Genomic DNA, 19,633 nt, shown 5'->3' with positions numbered 1-19,633 from the left:
ACTCCCGCGAGTTCAGCGTAACAGGGTAAGCAAGCCGGGGCGTCCGGTCCAGTCAGGGCCAGCCCGGAGGGTATCCACGGAAACATCCGGAGAACGTCCGGAGAACGTCCGGAAAATGCGCCCGGCGAGTGCAGGCCGGCGCGCCGGCGCGCGCCGCATCCCGGCTCAGCGCGGCTTGGGCGCGCGGTATTCCACCGCGGCCGCGAACTGCTTGACCGTGGCCGCCGGCACCTCGCCGACGACGGTGATCCAGAAATCGGCGACCTTGCGCACCACCACCTGGGTCGCGCCCAGCGAGGCAACGCCCTCGCGGCGCACCCGCTGATCCGATACCGGCTCGATGAAGACGGACAGCCCGGTCAGGCCATCGCTGTAGACGACCTGCAGCACCTCGAACACCTGCTCGCGGCCGCTGCCTTGCGCGCTGCGCAGGTCGCCCAGCGGGCGACGCACCTCGCGAATCTTCTGGAAGCCCTTGACCGGCACCGTGATCAGCCAGCCTTCTTCCGCGATATTGGCCGGCTGGTAGTTGATCTCGTAGCGCTGCCAATTGCCGGCGCTCTTGATCGCGCCGAGGATCTTCTGTTTCTCCGATGGCACGCCGATCTCGATCTGCGAGAACGCGACCTGCTCGAGCACCTTGCCGCCCTCGCCGATGGTCTGCGCACGCATCAGCAGGCCCGAGTGCTTCTCGGCCCAGAGGCGGACCGCATAGCGGGCGCCGTCGTGCGGCACCAGCGAGAAGACCTCGCACTCCATGCCTGCCACGCGCTCGGGCGACAGCCGCCGCATCTCGTAGAGATCGAGCACATCGCTCTTGTTGGTCGCCAGCAGTGCCGGGAAACGGTCCTTGGCGTCCTGGCGCTCGACCACTACCAGCTTGGCCTCGGGGATCAGGCTATGAACGATGTCGTTCTGGCGCAGGACCTCGCGCGGCTTGCCGTCGAGCGTCTCGAGGCGCTCGTACTCGTTGTGCACCAGATCGCTGAAATGCTGGATGCGCGAGGCATGCATGACGCTGCCACGCTGGTAGATCAGAGTACCGACGTAGTTTTCGCGCTGCGCGGCGCGGTGAATCTTGCCAAGCCAGGCCGCGGCATCGCGGCGCGCCAGCGTGGGTTCGGGCGTTTGCGCCGTCGCCACCGCGGCCGTCAGGCACAAGGCGAGAAAAAAGGACCTCCTCAGGGCCCTTATTCCTTGTGCGCCCGCTGCTTGGGCGGGCGCCCATCCTTTTTGCATGTCCGGCATTATTCCTGCGTGTTGTCCTGAGAGAAGCTTGCACTATTGGCGACGTTGCGCATGGTCGGCACCATGGCATTGGTCGTCACGGACACCCGGTGAGCCCGCAGGTACTCATCCAGGCGCGGATCGCGAATCATCTGGCCGGCATCGGCGGCGACGGTCAGCACGCCGGCGGTCTTCGGCGCAGCGGGAACCCCTTCGCTGGTGCTGGCGACGATGGCGCCGGGCGCGGCCGGATCGGCATCGCGCATTTGCGGCACCACCACCCAACTGACCGCGGCGACGGCGGCCGCGATGGCGGTGCCCGGCATCACGCGGCGCACCCACGACGGGCGCAGCAGCAGCCGATGGCGGCGTACCGGCGCATCGGCCAGCGCAGCGGGCGCCAGCAGGTGCGGTTCGTCTTCAAGACGGCTGGCGAAGCGGGACACGAAGGCCGCGGTCGAACCGGCATGGGCCAGTTCTTCGGAACGCAGCGTGTCGCCGATCAACTGGAAGACCGACCATTGCTCCTGGCCCGGCTCGCTCTTGGCGAGCGCCAGCACGGCCTCGAATTCATGCGGCGCCAGTTCGCCGTCGATCAATGCGGAAATCTGCTCCGCTGCCTCGGGCGCATGAACCGATTGCCTGTGAGCCTGACCCATTTCCAACCCCTCGATAACCATCGAACACCGAACAATCCCGTCACAATACTGTCGCTTCTCGATGCAGGAGCAGGCTGCAACGCTGGCCGCACGACATATTTTTGACTTCTACCACCGCTTGCCCTCTGCCGTTCCCAGCAGCGGGCGTAGTTTTTCCGCAATCGCTTCGCGTGCCCGGAAAATGCGCGATCTGACCGTACCGATCGGACACCCCATCGCTTCGGCGATTTCCTCGTAGCTGAGGCCTTCGATCTCGCGCAGCGTGATGGCGGTTCGCAATTCCTCCGGCAGGGCTTCCATGGCGCGATTGACGGTGTCCGCCACCTGGCGCGTATGGAGCATCGACTCCGGCGTATTGATATCCCTTAGTTGCTCACCATCCGCAAAAGTTTCAGCCTCTTCTGCATCGATATCGCTGGACGCCTCGGGACGCCTGCCTTGCGTGGCCAGATAGTTTTTGGCCGTGTTGACAGCGATCCGGTACAACCAGGTGTAGAACGCCGATTCCCCGCGGAATTGGGGCAAGGCGCGATATGCCTTGATAAAGGCATCTTGCGCCACATCCTCCACTTCGGCGGGGTCCCTGACCAGACGCGAGATCAACCGGATGATCTTGCGGTGGTATTTGGCCACCAGCAGTTCAAATGCCCGCTTGTCGCCCTGCTGGACGCGTTCAACAAGGAGCTGGTCGGCTTCGCGTTCGCTCACGAATAGTTCACCTGCAGTGTATCTCTTGGTATCGCTGTCAAAACAAACGTTGTATTTTACCTACGCCGCACCCCGCGAAACCGCCGCGGAGCGAAAAGCGTATTGACAGCCGGGGCGAATGCCACAGGGCGTCAGTATGCATTAAGCGGCACCGGTTGGGCCGTCCGATTGTATTCAAAGCGATGCGGAGGACGCATGCAGCGCGCGCAGTATCGCCCGCTGCGGCGCACCGGCCGCCTTGTCGGGCTCGCCGGCAAGGCGACATCCACCGATAACCAGCGCCCCGGGCACGGCGCCGTGCCCGTCTTGCGCGGGCGTCAGCCGCAGCACCGCAGCGAGGCCGCCCAGCTGCCAGCACGCCACCACACGGGCTCGCACGTGGCCGCCGTCCGGCACCGCAACGACAATTTCCCTCTTCGCATCGCCTGGCGTGATGCCGACCAGGCGGCATGCCGCCGCCCGCCAGGCACCTCGCCAGGCGCGGCCACCCGACAGCGCGGCCGCGACCGCCAGGGCCGCCCACCACAGCGGCGCCCGTTCACCCGCGACCCACCCTTGCCCGGCCCGCCACAGCAACCACAGCAGCGCGGCAAGCTCGCAGCCCAGGAACGCCGCCAGCAGCCAACGCTGCGGATGACGTCCCGGGGACAGGAAGCTGGGGAGCGGCCGGCGGGCGCCGGCTTCAGGCACGACGGAAGACGAGCGTGCCGTTGGTACCGCCGAAGCCGAAGTTGTTCTTGACGGCCACGTCGATCTTCATTTCACGCGCGGTGTTCGGCACGTAATCGAGATCGCACTCGGGGTCCTGATTGAAGATGTTGATCGTCGGCGGCGCGACCTGGTGATGCAGCGCCAGCACCGTGAAGACCGACTCCAGGCCGCCCGCGCCGCCCAGCAAATGGCCGGTCATCGACTTGGTGGAGTTCACCGCGATCTTGTACGCGTGCTCGCCGAAGGCCAGCTTGATCGCCTCGGACTCGTTCTTGTCGCCCAGCGGCGTCGAGGTGCCGTGCGCGTTCAGGTACTGGACCTCGTCCGGGTTGACGCCGGCATTCTTCAGCGCATTGATCATGCACCGGCGCGGACCGTCGGTGCTGGGCGCCGTCATGTGGAAGGCGTCGCCGCTCATGCCGAATCCGGCCAGCTCGGCGTAGATCTTCGCGCCGCGCGCCTTGGCCGACTCGTACTCCTCGAGCATCATCACGCCGGCGCCTTCGCCCAGCACGAAGCCGTCGCGGTCGATATCCCACGGACGCGAGGCGGCCGCCGGATCGTCGTTGCGGGTCGACAGCGCCCGCGCCGCGGCGAAACCGCCGATACCCAGCGGCGACACGGTCGATTCCGCACCGCCGGCGAGCATGGCGTCGGCGTCGCCGGCCTCGATCAGGCGCGCGGCCAGGCCGATGCTGTGCAGCCCGGTGGTGCAGGCGGTCACGGCGGCCAGGTTCGGGCCCTTCAGGTTGTGGTTGATCGACAGGTGGCCGGAGATCATGTTGATGATCGACCCCGGCACGAAGAACGGCGAAATCCGGCGCGGACCGCGATTGGTCAGCTCCGCGTGCGTATCCTCGATCATGGGCAGGCCGCCGATGCCCGAACCGACCAGCACGCCGATGCGATCGGCGTTGGCCTCGGTCACTTCCAGGCCGCTGTCGCGCAGGGCCTGGGTGCCGGCCGCGATGCCATAGTGGATGAAGGTATCCATATGGCGGGCTTCCTTGGCCGGGATGTAGTCCTCGACATTGAAGCCCTTCACCTCGCCGGCGAAGTGCACGGCCAGCGCGGAGTGATCGAATTTGGTGATGGTGGCAATGCCGGACTTGCCGGCAACCAGATTGGCCCAGCCTTCGGCAACCGTGTTTCCGACCGGAGACACAAGGCCGAGCCCGGTGACGACGACGCGACGACGGCTCACTATGATTTCCTACGGGTGGGTGAGGCAACGCGGAACGGGCGGTCGGCCGCGGCGCCGGGACGGCGCCATGGCGATTCCGCCGCGCCGGCACGCCGGCGCACCGGCCAACATGCCGGCCAGACGGGCGGCGCAAAGATCGGCCGGCAGTCTGACGGCACGATGGCCGACGATGGAGCCGGCTTGGGCTCCATCACAACTCCGCTTGCTCGAACAAACGAAAGCCACAGAAAACGGCACAACGGGATCTGCCGACCCCTCTGCCCGTTTTCTGTGGCCCGGAATCCAGATCCGACAGGCTTACGCCTTGACGTGCGCGGACGCGTAGTCGATGGCCTGCTGCACGGTCGTGATCTTCTCGGCTTCCTCATCGGGAATTTCCATGCCGAATTCATCTTCCAACGCCATCACGAGTTCGACCGTGTCGAGCGAGTCGGCGCCGAGGTCGTTCACGAACGAGGATTCGTTCTTGATGTCGGCTTCGGCGACGCCGAGTTGCTCTGCCACGATCTTCTTGACGCGTTGTTCGATATTGTCCATTTAGCCCTCCAGGGAAGTTCGACAAAAAAGTGGGCGCATTTTAGCAGGTTTGGCCCGTGAAAATGCCGTCCGCAGACTTTCGCAAGAAATGCGCCCGTTCTTCTAAAAAAGGGGGTGACGCCAAGGCGTCGCGCCCCTCAGTTCATATACATGCCACCGTTGACATGCAGCGTGGTGCCGGTCACATAAGCCGCCTGCGGACCGGCCAGGAAGGCCACCGCGTTGGCGATGTCCTCCGGCTGACCGAGCCTGCCGAGCGGAATCTGGGTCTTGAGCGCGGCATGCTGCTCTTCCGACAGCACCTTGGTCATATCGGTATCGATAAAACCCGGTGCGACGCAGTTGACGGTGATGTTGCGGCTGCCGATTTCGCGTGCCAGCGCCCGCGTCATGCCTTCGACGCCCGCCTTGGCCGCAGCATAGTTCATCTGGCCCGGGTTGCCGGTCGAACCGACCACCGAGGTGATGTTGATGATGCGTCCGCCGCGGGCCTTCATCATCGGCCGCAGCACACCGCGCGACAGGCGGAAGACCGCCGTCAGATTGGTGTCGATCACCGCGCTCCAGTCCTCGTCCTTCATCCGCATCGCCAGCTGGTCCTGCGTGATGCCGGCATTGTTGACCAGGATATGGATGCCGCCGTGATTCTTGACGATCTCGTCGATCAGCGCCTCGCAGCGCGCCGGATCGTTGACGTCCAGCACCGCGCCGGCGCCCTTGAGCTGCTCGGCGGCCAGATATTCGCCGATCGCGGCGGCGCCCTTCTCGCTGGTGGCCGTGCCGATCACCAGTGCGCCCTGCCGGGCCAGTTCCAGCGCGATCGCGCGGCCGATGCCGCGCGAGGCGCCCGTCACCAGCGCGACCTGATTGTCCAGGGTCTTGCTCATCCCGTTATTTCTCCTTGTTCGCCTGACCTTGCGCGGATCAGCCGCGCACCAGCGCCAGCGTTTCCTGCAGCGAGGCCGGATCGACGATCGCGCCGCCGACCAGATTGCCGTCGATGCGCTTGGTCAGGCCGGCCAGCACCTTGCCCGGACCGCATTCGAACACATGCGTGACGCCGTCGGCTGCCATCTTCTGCACCGACTCGACCCAGCGCACCGGCGCCGCGGCCTGCCGCACCAGCGCGTCCTTGATTGCCTCGGGATCGTTGACGATCGCCACGTCGACGTTGTTGATCAGCGGAATCGACGGCGCCAAAAAGGTGAGGCCCGCCATGCGTTCGCGCAGGCGGTCCGAGGCGGGCTTGAGCAGCGAGGAATGGAACGGCGCGGACACCGGCAACGGCAGCGCGCGCTTGGCGCCCTTGGCCTTGGCGATGTCGCAGGCTTTGTCCACGGCCGCCTTGGCGCCGGCGATCACCACCTGCGCCGGAGCGTTGAAGTTGACGGCTTCGACCACGCCGGCCGCCGAGGCTTCGGCACAGGCGGCGCGCACGTCGTCGTCCGACAAGCCGAGGATCGCGGCCATGCCGCCCTCGCCTACCGGCACCGCTTCCTGCATCGCCTGCGCGCGGAAGCGCACCAGCGGCACCGCGTCGGCAAAGGGGATCACACCGGCGGCGACCAGCGCCGAATACTCGCCCAGGCTATGGCCGGCCACCAGCGACGGCGCCGGGCCGCCGGCCTCCAGCCACGCACGGTAGATCGCGACCGCTGCGGTCAGCATCACCGGCTGGGTGTTGGTGGTCAGGTTCAGTTCTTCGGCCGGGCCTTCGGCGATCAGACGCGCGAGGTCCTGGCCGAGCGCGTCGGACGCTTCCTGCAGCGTCGCGCGCACCACCGGGTTGTCGGCGAAGGCATTGAGCATTCCGACCGACTGCGAGCCTTGGCCGGGGAAGACGAATGAGAATTTCATCGGTTTCCGATCGGTTTGAAAATTGAGTCGCCGGTGCGCGATCGCGCATCGTGCCGCACGCGCATTCTGCGGCGCGCGCCGATGCCGGCACCGGCCTGCGAATTACATGCGCAGCAGCACCGCGCCCCAGGTGAAGCCGCCGCCCACGCCTTCCATCATCACGTGGTGGCCGGGACGGATACGCCCGTCGCGCACCGCCACGTCGAGCGCCAGCGGGATCGACGCGGCCGAGGTGTTGCCGTGTTCGTGCACGGTCGCGATCATCCGCTCGAGCGGCAGGCCCAGCTTCTTCGCGGTGCCCTGCATGATGCGGATATTGGCCTGGTGGGGAATCAGCCAGTCGAGCTTCTCGGCGGGGAAATCGGCCGCGGCCAGCGTTTCGCGCGCGACCTTGTCGAGCACGCTGACAGCGAGCTTGAACACCGCCTGGCCGTCCATATGCAGGAAGGGATTGCCGGTGATATTGCCTGCCGCGACATTGCCCGGCACGCACAGGATATCGACGTGGTTGCCGTCGGCGTGCATCGCGGAGGCCATCACGCCCGGCTCGTCCGACGCGGTCAGCACCACCGCGCCGGCCCCGTCGCCGAACAGCACGCAGGTGGTGCGATCGTTGAAGTCGAGAATGCGCGAGAACACTTCGGCGCCGATCAGCAGCACGTTGCGATGCGAGCCGCTGCGGATGAACTTGTCGGCGGTGGCCAGCGCATAGGCGAAGCCCGAGCAGACGGCCTGTAGGTCGAACGCCGCGCAATGGTTGGTGATACCAAGCTTCTGCTGCACCAGGCAGGCGGTGCTCGGGAACACGTAGTCGGGCGTGGAGGTGGCGACGATGATCAGGTCGATCTGCTGGCGGTCGATGCCGGCCGCTTCGAGCGCGCGCTCGGCGGCCTTGACCGCCAGATCGCTGCTGGTGACATCGGGCTCGGCCCAGTGGCGCGCCGAGATGCCGCTGCGCGAGACGATCCACTCGTCGCTGGTCTCGATGCCCTTCTCGGCGAGCTGCGCCGCGAGCTCGTGATTGGTGACGCGCCGCGGAGGCAGGTAGCTCCCCGTGCCGATGATTTTTGCGTAGCTTGTCATGTGGTGTCGGATCGTATTGCCGGGGCTCAGCGCGAACCCGGCGCGGCGGCATGCCGGCCTGGCCGGTGCTGGCGCGCGAGGCGTGGGACCAGGGGCACCGGCGTCGCCGCTGCCTCAGTGATGCAGGGCAGGATCATGCGGCGTGTGCGCTGCGACCCGCGTCCGGCGGGTCCGTCTCCTGGCCCGCGGTGCTCGTCTTGTTGGCGAACGCCTGCGAAATACGGGCGATGACGCCATTCCTGGCCGCATCATACCCGCGTTTGATAGCCCACTCAAAAGAGTGGGCATCGGCCGAACCGTGGCTCTTGATTACCAGACCGCGCAGCCCGAGCAGCGAGGCGCCGTTGTAGCGGGCGGGATCGAGCCGCCGCGCCAGCCGCGTCAGCACCGGCATCGCGATGCCGGCCAGCAGCTTGGTGAACCAGGAGCGGGTGAATTCCTCCTTGATCATGCTGCCGATCATCTTGGCCAGGCCCTCGGTGCTCTTGAGCGCCACGTTGCCGACGAAGCCGTCGCAGACGACGATGTCGGTCGTACCCTTGAAGATGTCGTTGCCCTCCACGTTGCCGTAGAAGTTCAGCTCCGAGGCACGCAGCAGTTCGCCGGCGCGCTTGACCACCTCGTTGCCCTTGATCACTTCCTCGCCGATATTCAGCAGGCCGACCGTCGGGTGTTCCTTGTGATCGACCACCGCGACCATGGCCTCGGCCATGCGGGCAAATTGCAGCAGATGTTCGGGTTCGCAGTCGGCATTGGCGCCGAGGTCCAGCACCGTGGTGCCCCAGCCCTGCTCGTTCGGGATGGTGGTGGCGATGGCCGGGCGCTCGATGCCCTCGAGGGTCTTGAGCACATAGCGCGATACCGCCATCAGCGCGCCGGTATTGCCGGCCGAGATGCAGGCGTCGGCACGGCCTTCCTTGACCTGGGTCACCGCGACGCGCATCGACGAATCCTTCTTCTTGCGCAGCGCGACCTCGACCGGGTCGTCCATCGTGATCACTTCGGTGGCGGCCACCACGGTCACGCGCGGATGGTTCAGCGCGTGCAGCTTCCTGAGCTGCGGCTCGATGGCATCCGGCCGCCCCACGAGCACCATCTCGGCATCCTCGTGGGCGGCAAGAAAACTGATCGCCGCCGGCACCGTCACGGACACGCCGTGATCGCCGCCCATGCAGTCGATAGCGAGTTTGATCGTCATTGTTTGCTGATGCGCGAGGCGTCGAATCCGCGCTGCGGCAGCCTCGCAGGGAAGGCGACGCCAGCGTCCACGCTTGCCGCGCCCAACAAAAAAGCGGCAAGGAGTTTGCCGCTTCTTTGTATGTCTTCTACCTGCAAGCGCGTGCGGGACGCAGCGTCACGCCGAGCGAATGCTTCAGTCGTTCTTGGTCTTGACGACCTTGCGGCCACGGTAGTAGCCGTTCGGGCTGACGTGGTGGCGCAGGTGCGTCTCACCCGTGGTCGGCTCGACTGCCAGCGGCGCGACGGACAGGTGATCGTGCGAACGATGCATGCCGCGCTTGGACGGCGACTTCTTGTTCTGTTGAACAGCCATGATGACTCCTTGGAGAATTTGCGGATATTAACACACGCATCCCGCACGAGGCGTAGCCGGGCCCGGCCGGATGCTGATTCGGGGTACGACGTTTTTACTGCAGAAGCGCGCCGCTGCGGACAGTGTCCCAGCGTCAGTGCTTCGTCTTCAGACTGGCCAGCGCCGCGAAGGGCGATGGCCGCTTTTCTTCCTGCTCGTCCTCGGGTTCCGGCTCGACGCTGCCGTCGGCTCCGGTGACCAGACTCTCGTGCACCGCGGGGCAGACCTCGTGCTTCGGCGCCACCGGCAGCGACAGCAGGATCTCGTCCTCGATCAGCGCCAGCAGATCGAACCGACGCGAACCGGCGATGACATCGATCTCGTCGTCGTCCATCGGCGCGGCGTCGGCCTCGGCTTCGCTGGCCACCACCTCGAACCGCGTCGCGGTCGAGATCGGCTCGGCGTAGACCGCCAGGCAACGCTGACAGTTCAGCCACATGCTGCCCTGCACCGCCAGATCGAGAAACAGGCGCCGGCGCGCCGGCTTGCCGGGCTCGGCCGCTTCGTCGCGAACGGAACCGCTCATGGTGTAGCCGAACACTTCGTCCGCGGCCAGTGCTGGCGCTTCGGCGGAGGTCTCGGCTATGATGCGCGGCAATTCACGCGCCGCGATCTCGCCGGCCGCCGAGCCCGAGGACCGGCAGAACTCGAAGAGATCGAACGCTTGCAAGTCGATGGGCTGAGTCATGTCGCTGAGTGCGCCGGTACCGGATGGCGCTGGCAATGCTGCTGAAAGCTGGTCCTGCCGCCGCAGTGGCCACTGTGTGACGAGGCCGCCGCATAACGCCGCATCGGGCACCTGCAGGACACCACGCGGCAGATGCCTGCGCGGTAAAACGCGTGATTATACGTTGATTTTTCCGCCACAGTCAAAGCCGCAAGCGCTTTCGCTGTTGCGCATTCCTCTTTCGCTTCAATCACTTATATGTCATCCGCCGTGACACCCGCTGTGCCAGCCCCGGCGGCGCCCGCCGCGCTTCCCAGACTGATTCTCGGCTCCAGCTCCCGCTATCGCCGCGAGCTGCTGGAACGCCTGCGCATTCCCTTCGACATCGACGTGCCCGACATCGACGAGACGCCGCTGCCCGGCGAGTCGCCCGAGGCCACCGCGCTGCGGCTGTCGCGCCGCAAGGCGGAAGCGATCGCGGCTCGCCATCCCGGCGCGCTGGTGATCGGCTCGGACCAGGTCGCCACGCTGGACGGCGCCCAGGTCGGCAAGCCGGGCTCGCACGAGCGGGCACTGGCGCAATTACGCTGGATGCGCGGGCGCACCGTGACGTTCCATTCGGCGCTCTGCCTGCTGGACGGCCGCAGCGGCGAGGTCCAGCTGGAGGATGTACGTACCGAGGCGACGTTTCGCGAGCTGGACGACGCCGAGCTGGAGGCGTACTTGCGGCTGGAGCGGCCGTATGACGTGGCCGGCAGCGCCAAATCGGAGGGACTCGGCATTGCGCTGCTGTCGCGCGTCGAGTCCGACGATCCGACCGCGCTGATCGGGCTGCCGCTGATCGCGCTGACCGGCATGCTGCGCCGCGTCGGCTATCCGTTCTTCACCGCCTGATTCCACGGGCCCTTCCCCTTTCCGCTGTCGAGGAAATCCGCCCATGAGCGGCACGCTATACCTGATTCCCAACACGCTGGGCAAACGCGACGAGGCCGATCCGCTGCCCGCCGTGATTCCGGCCGACGTGCAGCAGATCGCCGCGCGCCTGGACTACCTGGTCGCGGAAAACGCCAAGACCGCGCGCGCCTATCTGAAGAAGCTGGCAGAGACCTGCCCGCTGGTGCGGCCGATCCAGCAGATCGAGATCCGCGAACTGAACGTCAACACACCCGAGGCGGCGCTGGCGGAACTGCTGGCGCCGGTGCTGACCGGCCGCGACGCCGGGCTGCTGTCGGAGGCGGGGGTGCCGGCGGTGGCCGACCCGGGTGCGAACCTGGTCCGGCTGGCGCATGCGCGTGGCGTGCGGGTGCGGCCGCTGGTCGGGCCCAGTTCTATCCTGCTGGCGGTGATGGGCTCGGGGCTGAACGGCCAGAGCTTTGCCTTCAACGGCTATCTGCCGGTCGATCCGGCCGAGCGCACGCAGCGCCTGCGCGAACTGGAGCAATGGTCGCGCAAGCACCGGCAAACGCAGGTCTGGATCGAGACGCCGTATCGCAACGACGCGCTGCTGGCCGCGCTGAAGGCGAGCTGCGCCGGCACCACGCTGCTGTCGGTCGCGGTGGACCTGACATTGCCCACCGAGACCATCGTCACGCAGCCGCTGTCGGCCTGGCAGCCGGGCCGGCTGGAACTGCACAAGCGGCCGGCGATCTTTTCGATCCTCGCAGCCTGAGCGCCGCGGATCGGCGGTGCCGGGCCCGGCAGCCGGCGGTCCGCGGTCCGCAATCCGCGGTCCGCGTTCAGTACAGCGACTGCACCCGCGAGCTCCACATCAGCGTCCTGGCCGCCGCAGTACCCACCGCGGCGCCGAAGCGCTTGGCCACGCGCTCGGCGATGTTCTCCTTGACCGTGTAATCGACGATGTTCTCGGCCTTGAGCACGTCGCGCGCCACCGATTCGGCGCTGCCCAGGCCGTCGGCCAGCCCGAGCTCGATGCTGCGCTCGCCCGACCAGAACAGGCCGGAGAACAACGCGGGATCGTCCTTCAGGCGGTTGCCGCGTCCTTCCTTGACCACCGCGATGAACTGCTCGTGGATCTGGCGCAGCATCTGCTCGGCAAAGGCCTTCTGCTGCGGCGATTCCGGCGAGAACGGGTCGAGCATGCCCTTGTTGGCGCCCGAGGTGTACAGCCGGCGCTCGACGCCCAGCTTGTCCATCAGCCCGGTGAAGCCGAAGCCGTCCATCAGCACGCCGATCGAGCCGACGATGCTGGCCTTGTCGACATAGATCTTGTCGGCCGCGGCGGCCACGTAGTAACCGCCCGACGCGCAGATTTCCTCGACCACGACGTACAGCGGCTTGGACGGATGCAGCGAGCGCAGCCGCTGGATCTCGTCGTTGATGATGCCGGCCTGCACCGGCGAACCGCCCGGGGAGTTGATCTTCAGAATCACGCCGGCGGCGTTGGCATCGGCAAAGGCGGCCTGCAGCGAGGCGTTGATCGACTCGGCGCTGGCCGGCGTGCCGGCGGCGATCTCGCCCTCCAGCGTGACCATCGCGGTATGCCGGCCGCTGGTGATGGCGCCGTCTGGCTTGAAGTCGAACAGCGAGAACAGCACCAGCGCGAGCAGCGCAAAGCCGGCGAGGCGGAAGAAGATCTTCCAGCGGCGCGCCGCGCGTTGTTCGCGCAAGGTCGCCATCAGCACGCGTTCCAGCACGTCGCGCTCCCAGCCGGCGCCGGTCTTGACCGGCCCGGCCGACTCTCCCTTGAGCCGCGCCTTGCGCTCGACCGACTCGCGGCGCGCGGCCGCCTCTGCGTCGCGGACCTCCGCTTCCAGCGGGTAGTCGGCGTGGCGCGCGGTTTCGAGCCGCTCGCTGTCCTCGAGCCTGTCCTCGTGTCCGCGCTCGCGCTCGTCCTGGCGATCCCGACGGTCCGCCTCGTTATCGGGCTCGTTCGGGTTCGCCGTCGGTTTGTTCTGGTCTGTCATGCAAATACTCTCGAACGGGCACCGCTGCGCAGACGTTGCGGACGTTGCGGGGGCGGCCCCGATGGTTTCCCGGTGAAAACGTGGCTCATGCGCGGTCGCGGCGTCCGCTGCTCACGGTCCAGCAGACGGCGACGGTGGCGAAGGCGGATCGTCGTACGGCGATTCCGGTATCCAGTAGACGGCGCCGTCGCGCTCCTCGACGCGCAGTTTGGCGAGCGAGGCGCCGCGGCACGGTCCGCCGACGCACAGTCCGCTGTCAGGCACATAGACCGCGCCATGTGTGGCGCACATCAAGTATAGGCCCGACGACTCGAAAAAGTGCCCTTCCTGCCAGTCGAGCTCCATCGGCACATGGGCGCACTGGTTCAGATAGCCATGGACCGCGCCCTCGTAGCGGACCACGAAGGCGCCGATCTCCCGGCCCCCGATCCCCACGGTAAAGCGCACGCCGACGCCGCCCTCGACCAGATCGTCGCCCGCGCACAGTCGGCGGGCGCCGTCCGGCAAGGCGGGGGCGCCCGCCGTCGCATCGGGACGAGGCTCGGGGCCGGAATCAGCCATGGGTATGCAGCCAGTCGTGCAGATCGGCGATCGAGCTGGCACAGTGCAGCGGCGTCATCGCCCGCAGCGAGTCGGCCGGATGGGCACCATAGCAGACCCCGATGCCATGCGCGCCGGCGTTGACCGCCATCTGCAGGTCGTGGGTGGTGTCGCCGATCATCACGGTACGCCCCATCTCCTGGCCGAGCTCGCGCGTCAGTTCGTGCAGCATCGCCGGATGCGGCTTGGAAAACGTCTCGTCCGCGCAGCGGGTGGCGTCGAACAGCGCCGTCAGGCCGGTGGCCGCCAGCGCCCGCTGCAGTCCGACACGGGTCTTGCCGGTGGCGACGCCGAGGAAATAGTGCTGCTCGCGCAACGCCTCCAGCATCTCGCGCACGCCATCGAACAGCACCAGCTCGGCATCGCGGGTCAGGAAGTGGTAGCGGTAGCGCTCGGCCAGCCGCGGATAGTCGACCGGGTCCAGCGTCGGAATCGCATATTCGAGCGCGTCCTTCAGCCCGAGTCCGATCACGTGGCGGGCGGCGTCCTCGTCGGGCACCGGCAGGCCGAGATCGCGGCTGGCCAGCTGGATGCATTTGGCGATGGTCGGGGTGGAATCCATCAGGGTTCCATCCCAGTCGAAGACGATCAGGTCGAAGCGTTGCCGGGCCATGGGGGTTCTCGGTCGAAAAATTGGACTGTCGAGCGGGGCGACTGTGTCATCCGGCTACAGGGAATGGGACGCGGATGCCCCGCCCGCCTGCCCCATCTGCTTGAGCTGGCGCAGGAAGGCCTCGCACTCCTCCGGCAGCGGCGCGCTGAGCGTCAGGGGCTGGCCGGTGCCCGGATGCACGAACGTCAGCCGGTGCGCATGCAGGAACATCCGCTTCAAACCCGGCCTGGCGCCGGCGCGCGCCAGCGCCTTGTTCAGCGAGAAGTCGCCGTACTTGTCGTCGCCGACGATCGGCAAGCCCAACTGTGCCAGGTGCACGCGGATCTGGTGCGTGCGGCCGGTCTTGAGCTCGGCCTCCAGCAGCGTGTAGCCGGGGAAGGAGGCGACGCGGTTGAAGACCGTGTGCGAGGGCTGACCGTCGGCCTGCACCCGCACGCGGCGCTCGCCGTCCGCCGTCGTGTACTTGAACAGCGGGAAGCGGGCGTGCTGCCGGTTGTGGCCGAATTCGCCGGCGACGCAGGCGAAATAGCGCTTGTCCATCGCGTTGTCGCGGATCTGCTGGTGCAGGTGCACCAGCGCGGCCCGCTTCTTGGCCAGCAGCAGGATGCCCGAGGTTTCGCGGTCGAGCCGGTGCACCAGCTCCAGAAAGCGCGCCTCGGGCCGGGCCTGGCGCAGCTGTTCGATCACGCCGAAGGCCACGCCGGAGCCGCCGTGTACAGCCACGCCGGCCGGCTTGTCGATCACCAGCAGGTGGGCATCCTCGAACAGCACCGGGAACGAGGCCGCCGGCACGTAGGTGTCCGCGGCGGCCGCTGCCGCCACTCGAAGTGGCGGGATACGCACAACATCGCCGAGCTTCAGGCGGTAGGTCGCGTCGACCCGGCCCTTGTTCACCCGCACCTCGCCGGACCGCAGGATGCGGTAGACGTGGCTTTTGGGCACGCCCTTGGCGACGCGCAGCAGGTAGTTGTCGATGCGCTGACCGTCGGCGTCTTCCCCGATGGTCACATACGCCACCTGGGGCGCATCCGTGCCGGATCGCACCTCTTTTTCAATTCGATGGCGTAACTCATTCATTTTCAAATATAATTTCCGCGCTACCCCGGCCATAGCCGGCAGCGCAAGCGGTGTAAGCGAATTGTCGCATTTTACACTTCGGGTCACCGCCGGCCCGGCTCAGTCCCCCGCCATCGCGTAACCCGCAGGCGCCGGACGGGCAAATGGCGGTACCGGCCGACAGCCCCGCTGGCAGCCAGATAGCAGTCAATAACGTAACAAGCAGCACGCACGGTGCCGGCTGCGCGCAGGAAAACCGCCCAAAGGCGGGTTCGGCGCGGACTCGGTCACGTGGGAGCAGAGTGTTCAGGTAGAACAGAATTTGATGGCGGATGCCGATACGGCATTCGCTTCGGTGAGAGAAAGTCCCGCCGCACCGGAAATCGGTGCCGGCCGGTTGCCTGGCCCCTCGCCTGATCGACGACATGGTGACAATCGCGGCGCCCGGTCGCAGAACTCCAACAAGCAGCAGGTGCGCCTGCCTTGTCGGTCGCTCAGGTCGTGGTGGCATGCCGCCGCGTCCGACAACCTTGCTCTTTGACGCGTCCTGGCCGTTCGTGGCCGGCCCCGGTGCGAGCCGAAGCGCAAGCGGCATCCTGTCGTCGCTGCCCTCCCCCGCACCCCGGCCTCCGTCCGATATCGCCGCCTGACCCTGCGCGCAGCTCGCGCATGGCCGGCATGGCGGTCCGAACCCCGCGCAGCGCGCCGACGTCTCTCTCTTTCACCCGTGCCCAGCCGGCGGCTTGCATTCGCCCCGGCGCCTTCGGCAATTCTCACGCCACCTCTCGCTTCCTCGCGTGCATTTGAAACGCCGCGCGGCACCACCGGTGCCGGCCGCGGCATTGGAACGAGGGTTTGCGATGAAACGCATGCTGTTCAATGCGACGCAGCAGGAGGAATTGCGCGTCGCCATCGTCGACGGTCAGAAGCTGATCGACATCGACATCGAAACCGCCGGGCGCGAGCAGCGCAAGGGCAACATCTACAAGGGCGTCATCACCCGCATCGAGCCGTCGCTCGAAGCCTGTTTCGTCAATTACGGCGAAGAGCGCCACGGCTTCCTGCCGTTCAAGGAAGTGGCCCGGGCCTATTTCAAGGAAGGCGTCGACGTGCGCAACGCGCGCATCCAGGACGCCCTGCACGAAGGCCAGGAACTGATCGTCCAGGTCGAGAAGGAAGAGCGCGGCAACAAGGGCGCGGCCCTGACCACCTTCATCTCGCTGGCCGGCCGCTATCTGGTGCTGATGCCGAACAACCCGCGCGGCGGCGGCGTGTCGCGCCGGATCGAGGGCGAGGACCGCCAGGAACTGCGCGAGACCATGGGTCAGCTGGCCGTGCCCGACGGCATGAGCATCATCGCCCGCACCGCCGGCATCGGCCGCTCGGCCGAAGAACTGCAGTGGGACCTGAACTACCTGCTGCAGCTGTGGAAGGCCATCGACGGCGCCGCCGGGGACAACAAGGCGCCGCTGCTGATCTATCTCGAATCGAGCCTGGTGATCCGCGCGATCCGCGATTACTTCCAGCCCGACATCGGCGAGATCCTGATCGACACCGACGACATCTACGAGCAGGCCCGCGCCTTCATGAGCGTGGTGATGCCCGACAACATGAACCGCGTGAAGAAGTACCGGGACGACGTGCCCCTCTTCTCGCGCTTCCAGATCGAACACCAGATCGAATCGGCCTATTCCCGCATGGTGATGCTGCCGTCGGGCGGCGCCATCGTGATCGACCACACCGAGGCGCTGGTCTCGGTCGACGTCAACTCGGCGCGCGCCACCAAGGGCGCCGACATCGAGGAAACCGCGCTGCGCACCAACCTGGAAGCGGCCGACGAGATCGCCCGCCAGCTGCGCCTGCGCGACCTGGGCGGCCTGATCGTCATCGACTTCATCGACATGGAGTCGAACAAGGCGCAGAAGGACGTCGAGACGCGCCTGAAGGACGCGCTGCGCCATGACCGCGCGCGCGTGCAGATGGGCAAGATCAGCCGCTTCGGCCTGATGGAGCTGTCGCGCCAGCGCCTGCGTCCGTCGCTGTCCGAGGGCTCGCATATCACCTGCCCGCGCTGCAACGGCACCGGCCACATCCGCGATACCGAATCGTCCGCCCTGCAGGTGCTGCGCATCATCCAGGAAGAGGCGATGAAGGAAAACACCGCCGCGATCCACTGCCAGGTCCCGGTCGAGGTCGCCGCCTTCCTGCTCAACGAGAAGCGCCAGGACATCAACCTGATCGAGCTGCGCTTCAAGGTCAACGTGCTGCTGATCCCGAACAAGCATCTGGAAACGCCGCACTACAAGCTCGAACGCCTGCGCCACGACGATCCGCGCCTGGAAGAGAGCACCGCCAGCTACCGCATGGCCGAGGCCGCCGCCAAGGAACTGGAAGCGGACACCAGCTACAGCAGCCGCAAGAAGGAAGACGCCAAGCCGCGCCAGGAAGCGGCGGTCAAGGGCATCACCCCCGAGCAGCCCGCCCCCGTCTCGGTGCCGCGCCCCGAGCGCGCCCCGCGCCAGGAAGCCCCGGCGGCCAAGCCGGCGGCTCCCGCTGCGGCCACGCAGCCGATCGGCAGCGGCGGCTTCATCGCCTGGCTCAAGGGCCTGTTCGGCGCCCGTCCGGCACCGGCCCCGGTGCAGCCGGCCAAGCCCGCCGCGGCGGAAGGCCGCACCGGCGGCAATGGCGCCAATGGCGCTGAGGGCGGCCGGCGCGAGCGCGGCCAGCGTGGCGATCGCGGCCAGCGCGGCGAGCGTGCCGAACGTGGTGACCGTGCGGAGCGCGGCGAGCGCGCCGAACGTGGCGAGCGTCAGGCTGGCCGCGGCCAGCGTGCGGACCGGGGCGAGCGCGCCGAACGCGGCGAGCGTACCGACCGTGCCGAACGCACCGACCGTGCCGAACGCACCGAACGTGGCGAGCGTACCGAACGCGCGCAACGCCAGCCCCGCCAGCAGGAAGCGCAACTGGTGCAGGCCGAGGCCCGCCAGCCGGAAGCCGGGCAAGGCGACCGTGGCGAGCGCACCGAGCGCACCGAGAACCGTCGCGAGCGCAATCAGGAACGCCGCGAGCGCCAGCGCGAGCGGCAACGCGAGCGCAGCGAGGCCCGCGCCGCCGACGCCGATCTGGCCGACGTGGAAGCCGGCGTGCCGACCCAGCCGGTGCCGGTTGCCGCGCTGACCGACGAGGCTGGTGCCGTCCGCGCCGACCTGCCGGAAACCGCGGACACCGCTGAAAACGGCGAAGGCGAAGAGCGCCGCCGCCGCAATCGCCGCGGCCGCAACCGCTATCGTCGCGAACGCGAGGAAGGCGCCACCACGGAAACCACCGAGGCCGCCGACGCGGACGGTGGCGAGGCGCTGACCGACAACGCCATGCCGGCCACCGGCCAGGCCCTGGCCGAAGCCGGCGAAGCCGCCGACGTGACGCCGGTGCCGGTCGCCACGGTTGCCGCCGCGGAAGCGGAAACCGCCGGCGTCGCGCCGACCGGGGCGATGCCGACCCAGGCCCTGCCGGCCGAGCCGGCCCCCGCTCCGGTGATCGCCGCCGAACTGGCGCCGGGCAGCTCCGCCGCGACCCAGGTGTCGCCGGCCGAAGCAGTCGACCCGACCGCCGTCGCACCGCAAGTGCCCGCCACGGCAGCCGCCGAGGCAGTGCCTTTGCAAGCGGCCGCGGAAGCGACGGCCGATGTGACGACCGACGTGACGGCCGATGTGACACGCGATGTCACCGCGGAAACGGCCCCGGCCGCAGCCGCCGAGCCTGTCCGCGAACCGGCCGAGCAAGTGGTCGCCGAGCCGGCCCCCGCAGCGGTCCGCGCGCCGGCCGAGCAGCAGCCGCAAGCTGCACCGGTCCCCGCACCCGTGGCCGCCCCGGCAGCCGCAGCCGCCCCGCTGTCGGCCGAAGCGCTCGAGCCGATGCTGAACGCGGCCGGTCTGCAGTGGGTGCACACCGACACTGCCAAGTACCGCGCGGCTCAGGAAGCCGCGGCCAGCCTCGTGCCCGCCCCGCGCGTGCCGCGCGAGCGCAAGCCGCTGCCGCCGTTGCCGCAGGGCCCGATGGTGCTGGTCGAGACCGGAGGCCGTGAGGTCACCATGGATGCGCAGCAGTCCGCCGCGCAGCAATAACGCGCCACGGACAGGCGTCACAACCGGCGCCACGACGCAACGAAAGGGGACGGCCACGCCGTCCCCTTTTTT

The 19,633-nt window shown here is 67.6% G+C and carries 19 protein-coding genes; 3 read left to right on the top strand and 16 right to left on the bottom strand.

All coding sequences use genetic code 11. The features are described 5' to 3' along the window. Positions 1-165: 165 nt before the first annotated feature. The 12 genes from HTY53_RS22635 to HTY53_RS22580 form a co-directional block, all read right to left on the bottom strand. Positions 166-1,239: a MucB/RseB C-terminal domain-containing protein gene (locus tag HTY53_RS22635; RefSeq protein WP_174108857.1), complete on the bottom strand. Its 1,074-nt coding sequence runs from the start codon at positions 1,237-1,239 to the stop codon at positions 166-168. 8 nt (positions 1,240-1,247) lie between these two features. Beyond that, the gene (locus tag HTY53_RS22630) at positions 1,248-1,886 is read right to left on the bottom strand and encodes a sigma-E factor negative regulatory protein (protein ID WP_174108856.1); all 639 of its coding nucleotides are present in this window, start codon (positions 1,884-1,886) and stop codon (positions 1,248-1,250) included. A 108-nt stretch (positions 1,887-1,994) separates the two neighbouring features. Then, complete coding sequence (rpoE, locus tag HTY53_RS22625) at positions 1,995-2,594, bottom strand: RNA polymerase sigma factor RpoE (protein ID WP_006578764.1); 600 nt, start codon at positions 2,592-2,594, stop codon at positions 1,995-1,997. A 174-nt stretch (positions 2,595-2,768) separates the two neighbouring features. After that, entirely contained in the window at positions 2,769-3,284 is a 516-nt protein-coding gene (locus HTY53_RS22620) for a hypothetical protein (protein ID WP_174108855.1), read from the bottom strand. After that, positions 3,277-4,509 carry a beta-ketoacyl-ACP synthase II gene (fabF, locus tag HTY53_RS22615; protein WP_174108854.1) on the bottom strand — a complete coding sequence of 411 codons (1,233 nt, stop codon included), beginning with the start codon at positions 4,507-4,509 and terminating at the stop codon, positions 3,277-3,279. Before fabF ends, HTY53_RS22620 begins: the two co-directional genes overlap by 8 nt. A gap of 297 nt (positions 4,510-4,806) precedes the next feature. Then, positions 4,807-5,046, bottom strand: coding sequence for an acyl carrier protein (acpP, locus tag HTY53_RS22610; protein ID WP_006577662.1), 240 nt, complete (start codon positions 5,044-5,046; stop codon positions 4,807-4,809). A gap of 137 nt (positions 5,047-5,183) precedes the next feature. Then, a complete protein-coding gene (fabG, locus tag HTY53_RS22605; RefSeq protein ID WP_174108853.1) occupies positions 5,184-5,933 on the bottom strand; it encodes a 3-oxoacyl-ACP reductase FabG in 750 nt (249 codons plus the stop codon). A 37-nt stretch (positions 5,934-5,970) separates the two neighbouring features. Beyond that, positions 5,971-6,903 (bottom strand): ACP S-malonyltransferase, encoded by a 933-nt coding sequence (gene fabD / locus HTY53_RS22600; RefSeq protein WP_174108852.1) that lies wholly within the window; start codon positions 6,901-6,903, stop codon positions 5,971-5,973. A gap of 102 nt (positions 6,904-7,005) precedes the next feature. Further along, positions 7,006-7,986 (bottom strand): beta-ketoacyl-ACP synthase III, encoded by a 981-nt coding sequence (locus tag HTY53_RS22595; protein ID WP_174108851.1) that lies wholly within the window; start codon positions 7,984-7,986, stop codon positions 7,006-7,008. Between the two features lie 133 nt (positions 7,987-8,119). After that, the gene (gene plsX / locus HTY53_RS22590; RefSeq protein WP_174108850.1) at positions 8,120-9,184 is read right to left on the bottom strand and encodes a phosphate acyltransferase PlsX; all 1,065 of its coding nucleotides are present in this window, start codon (positions 9,182-9,184) and stop codon (positions 8,120-8,122) included. 174 nt (positions 9,185-9,358) lie between these two features. Next, complete coding sequence (gene rpmF, locus HTY53_RS22585; RefSeq protein WP_006577657.1) at positions 9,359-9,538, bottom strand: 50S ribosomal protein L32; 180 nt, start codon at positions 9,536-9,538, stop codon at positions 9,359-9,361. Between the two features lie 133 nt (positions 9,539-9,671). Then, positions 9,672-10,265, bottom strand: coding sequence for a DUF177 domain-containing protein (locus HTY53_RS22580; RefSeq protein ID WP_174108879.1), 594 nt, complete (start codon positions 10,263-10,265; stop codon positions 9,672-9,674). Positions 10,266-10,502: 237 nt separating this feature from the next. Here HTY53_RS22580 and HTY53_RS22575 point away from each other — a divergent pair, with 237 nt between their 5' ends. Further along, positions 10,503-11,138, top strand: a complete 636-nt coding sequence (locus HTY53_RS22575; protein ID WP_174108849.1) for a Maf-like protein — start codon at positions 10,503-10,505, stop codon at positions 11,136-11,138. 43 nt (positions 11,139-11,181) lie between these two features. Beyond that, complete coding sequence (locus HTY53_RS22570) at positions 11,182-11,913, top strand: SAM-dependent methyltransferase (RefSeq protein WP_174108848.1); 732 nt, start codon at positions 11,182-11,184, stop codon at positions 11,911-11,913. A 67-nt stretch (positions 11,914-11,980) separates the two neighbouring features. Here the strand turns inward: HTY53_RS22570 and HTY53_RS22565 are convergent, their stop codons facing one another. The 4 genes from HTY53_RS22565 to HTY53_RS22550 all read right to left on the bottom strand — a co-directional run bounded on the left by HTY53_RS22565 (position 11,981) and on the right by HTY53_RS22550 (position 15,458). Next, on the bottom strand, positions 11,981-13,168 hold the full coding sequence (locus HTY53_RS22565) for a S49 family peptidase (protein ID WP_174108847.1): 1,188 nt from the start codon (positions 13,166-13,168) through the stop codon (positions 11,981-11,983). A gap of 111 nt (positions 13,169-13,279) precedes the next feature. Beyond that, entirely contained in the window at positions 13,280-13,729 is a 450-nt protein-coding gene (locus HTY53_RS22560) for a Rieske (2Fe-2S) protein (protein WP_174108846.1), read from the bottom strand. Beyond that, a complete protein-coding gene (locus HTY53_RS22555; protein ID WP_174108845.1) occupies positions 13,722-14,381 on the bottom strand; it encodes an HAD-IA family hydrolase in 660 nt (219 codons plus the stop codon). Before HTY53_RS22555 ends, HTY53_RS22560 begins: the two co-directional genes overlap by 8 nt. Before the next feature lie 54 nt (positions 14,382-14,435). Then, positions 14,436-15,458: an RluA family pseudouridine synthase gene (locus HTY53_RS22550; RefSeq protein ID WP_174108844.1), complete on the bottom strand. Its 1,023-nt coding sequence runs from the start codon at positions 15,456-15,458 to the stop codon at positions 14,436-14,438. Positions 15,459-16,297: 839 nt separating this feature from the next. Here HTY53_RS22550 and HTY53_RS22545 point away from each other — a divergent pair. Beyond that, positions 16,298-19,561 carry an Rne/Rng family ribonuclease gene (locus HTY53_RS22545; protein ID WP_174108843.1) on the top strand — a complete coding sequence of 1,088 codons (3,264 nt, stop codon included), beginning with the start codon at positions 16,298-16,300 and terminating at the stop codon, positions 19,559-19,561. The last annotated feature ends 72 nt before the right edge of the window (positions 19,562-19,633 follow it).

It is taken from the genome of Cupriavidus gilardii, assembly GCF_013314895.1.
Lineage (GTDB): Bacteria > Pseudomonadota > Gammaproteobacteria > Burkholderiales > Burkholderiaceae > Cupriavidus > Cupriavidus gilardii_C.
This window is presented reverse-complemented; position numbering and strand designations above follow the sequence as displayed.

Bases quoted from the DNA above. Each gene is read 5' to 3' on its own strand.
- HTY53_RS22635 (WP_174108857.1), bottom strand. From the start codon at position 1,239: ATGCAAAAAGGATGGGCGCCCGCCCAAGCAGCGGGCGCACAAGGAATA.
- HTY53_RS22630 (WP_174108856.1), bottom strand. From the start codon at position 1,886: ATGGGTCAGGCTCACAGGCAATCGGTTCATGCGCCCGAGGCAGCGGAG.
- acpP (WP_006577662.1), bottom strand. From the start codon at position 5,046: ATGGACAATATCGAACAACGCGTCAAGAAGATCGTGGCAGAGCAACTC.
- fabG (WP_174108853.1), bottom strand. From the start codon at position 5,933: ATGAGCAAGACCCTGGACAATCAGGTCGCGCTGGTGACGGGCGCCTCG.
- fabD (WP_174108852.1), bottom strand. From the start codon at position 6,903: ATGAAATTCTCATTCGTCTTCCCCGGCCAAGGCTCGCAGTCGGTCGGA.
- HTY53_RS22595 (WP_174108851.1), bottom strand. From the start codon at position 7,986: ATGACAAGCTACGCAAAAATCATCGGCACGGGGAGCTACCTGCCTCCG.
- plsX (WP_174108850.1), bottom strand. From the start codon at position 9,184: ATGACGATCAAACTCGCTATCGACTGCATGGGCGGCGATCACGGCGTG.
- rpmF (WP_006577657.1), bottom strand. From the start codon at position 9,538: ATGGCTGTTCAACAGAACAAGAAGTCGCCGTCCAAGCGCGGCATGCAT.
- HTY53_RS22580 (WP_174108879.1), bottom strand. From the start codon at position 10,265: ATGACTCAGCCCATCGACTTGCAAGCGTTCGATCTCTTCGAGTTCTGC.
- HTY53_RS22575 (WP_174108849.1), top strand. From the start codon at position 10,503: ATGTCATCCGCCGTGACACCCGCTGTGCCAGCCCCGGCGGCGCCCGCC.
- HTY53_RS22570 (WP_174108848.1), top strand. From the start codon at position 11,182: ATGAGCGGCACGCTATACCTGATTCCCAACACGCTGGGCAAACGCGAC.
- HTY53_RS22565 (WP_174108847.1), bottom strand. From the start codon at position 13,168: ATGACAGACCAGAACAAACCGACGGCGAACCCGAACGAGCCCGATAAC.
- HTY53_RS22560 (WP_174108846.1), bottom strand. From the start codon at position 13,729: ATGGCTGATTCCGGCCCCGAGCCTCGTCCCGATGCGACGGCGGGCGCC.
- HTY53_RS22555 (WP_174108845.1), bottom strand. From the start codon at position 14,381: ATGGCCCGGCAACGCTTCGACCTGATCGTCTTCGACTGGGATGGAACC.
- HTY53_RS22550 (WP_174108844.1), bottom strand. From the start codon at position 15,458: ATGAATGAGTTACGCCATCGAATTGAAAAAGAGGTGCGATCCGGCACG.
- HTY53_RS22545 (WP_174108843.1), top strand. From the start codon at position 16,298: ATGAAACGCATGCTGTTCAATGCGACGCAGCAGGAGGAATTGCGCGTC.